A 1,998-nucleotide genomic window follows, 5' to 3' on the forward strand; every position below is an offset into this window, starting at 1 on the left:
GGATGATTAGAATTTTCTTCTTCATACCTATATATAATTAATCTTGTTGTTTTGTGGAAAACAATGTAACATTAAATTAATACTTATGAAAAAAACTTTCAACACTAACAAAGAAATGATAGCCAAATTGCAAAAAAGAGGGTTAATCATAAATGATGATTCTAATGTTTTTGTATTCAATAATTATGTCAATTTAATTTATATTTACTCACGTCCATTTTATGATGTTGAAAATCAAAAATACACAAAAGAGATCAATGTAAAAGAACTAATTAAAATAAATAAAATTGACATCAAAATACAATCTGCATTATTTTCAAGAATCATGATTATAGAAGGGAAGATACGAACAGTATTAGCTGCTCAAATAGCTAGAGAAATTAAACCCCATAGGGCACAAACAAATTAAAAGCTATAACGCGAGCACCCCCACTAACACATTAAATAAGCAGATTAAAAAAATGAAAAAGTATGATAAAAGATTCATACAATCTAACAAAAAAATAATAACGCCTGATAAAATGTACCATCAATCCTTGCCAATTTGGTTTGGTGTTGAGGGTTATGAATTAGGACAATTACAATTTATTTACAATAATATTGATTCTCAAGAAATCAAAAAAAATATTGCTTCACATTTTCATATTGGTAGTTCTAATATGAATAAATTTATTAATGTAATCAGGGAGTGAAGGAATATCGTTGCTCATAAAAATACACTCTTTGAGAGAAGTATACACCCTAGAATCTCATCTGGTAAAAGTATATATTTGTGAAATAAATTACAAATTCCAAAAGATGAAAGGGTTAATTTCTCAAATAATCTAACAGCTCTAATGATTGTGTTCAATGCTTTTCTTTCAAAAGTTGAGCTAAAAAGTTTATTAAATGAAATAAAGACTTTATTCATAGGTCATAGCGACTCCAAAAGATTAGTTATTAACTTCACTGAATTATGCACTTTCTTTGGCTTACACGTAAAATTATTTGAAAACTTTGGGTGGTTTAATAACGGAGCATTACCACAAAAGTAGAAAAGAGTGTAACTTTGTGGCATAGTGTGGCATTATGATGTTATAATATTTTTGGATAATTAAAAGGTTTTCTTTTAGCTGCTAGCTTGCTAGTAGTTTTTTTACTTAAATTTTAAATACCATTTAAAAAAGCGATAATTCTAAATCCAAATATAAATTTGCAGCTCAAGCATACATAATGGACGCCTATTATTTAAATTAATTTGGATTATTCTTGCAAAGTCTTCTACCTTTGTAACCACCTTGTTTACACCTTTTATTTTTAACCTTTTTTAAAATTCAAAAGTTTTCTCACTAAAATCAGAATTTTTAGGTAGATCATTGTTATTTATTACATTGTTCGGTTCTGGGATTTTATTAGTTTTGCTATTATTTTCCTAGTTTTAACAACTTTTCATATATTCTAAATACTCCTCATTAAGGACAACATACATTACTTTCCGCTCATTTGATTGTTTGGTAACACCTTTTAGGGGTTACTTAGATCAAATATTGATTCCTTTTCCCTCATGAAGCAACCGCAGGTGACCTAATAGTAGATATTGCCCAATGATCCAAAGAACTTTCTTTTTATCTCGGTCTCCTCATTTGCATATTATTATACCCCCGTAAAACTAAATCATAATTTCGTCAAAATCCCCATCTTATGAATCGTCAATTAAATAATTTTATTAAATAACTCTAAGATCGTTACATTTCCTTTAATGTTTTTTAGATTCCAAATACACTAAAGAGAAAAAATATAAACATCAATGCTTGACCCATGATGTAAATACCATTATTAAGTAAAAGAATAAAAATAATGTGATTGTTATTTCTATCCAAAAAAGCTCCAAGACTTTATAAGCATCAACTTGATTATAGAATCATGAATGTGTCTATGTCTAGAGCAAAGAAAACTCTTGATATATTCTACTTAGAAGACTTATTACAAGTAAACCTAATCAAGAAGGAAGAAGATAAC

Annotated in this window: 2 protein-coding genes; both read left to right on the forward strand. The window is 27.7% G+C overall.

Annotation, left to right across the window (positions count from 1 at the left end; genetic code table 4):
• Window positions 1-85: 85 nt before the first annotated feature.
• Window positions 86-409: an Abi family protein gene (locus C4B24_RS05260; RefSeq protein WP_131599615.1), complete on the forward strand. Its 324-nt coding sequence runs from the start codon at window positions 86-88 to the stop codon at window positions 407-409.
• 31 nt (window positions 410-440) lie between these two features.
• Window positions 441-1,034, forward strand: coding sequence for an Abi family protein (locus tag C4B24_RS05265; RefSeq protein WP_394343196.1), 594 nt, complete (start codon window positions 441-443; stop codon window positions 1,032-1,034).
• Window positions 1,035-1,998: the final 964 nt, after the last annotated feature.

The sequence above is a fragment of the Mycoplasma marinum genome (assembly GCF_004335975.1).
Classification (GTDB): domain Bacteria; phylum Bacillota_I; class Bacilli_A; order Mycoplasmatales; family Metamycoplasmataceae; genus Mycoplasma_K; species Mycoplasma_K marinum.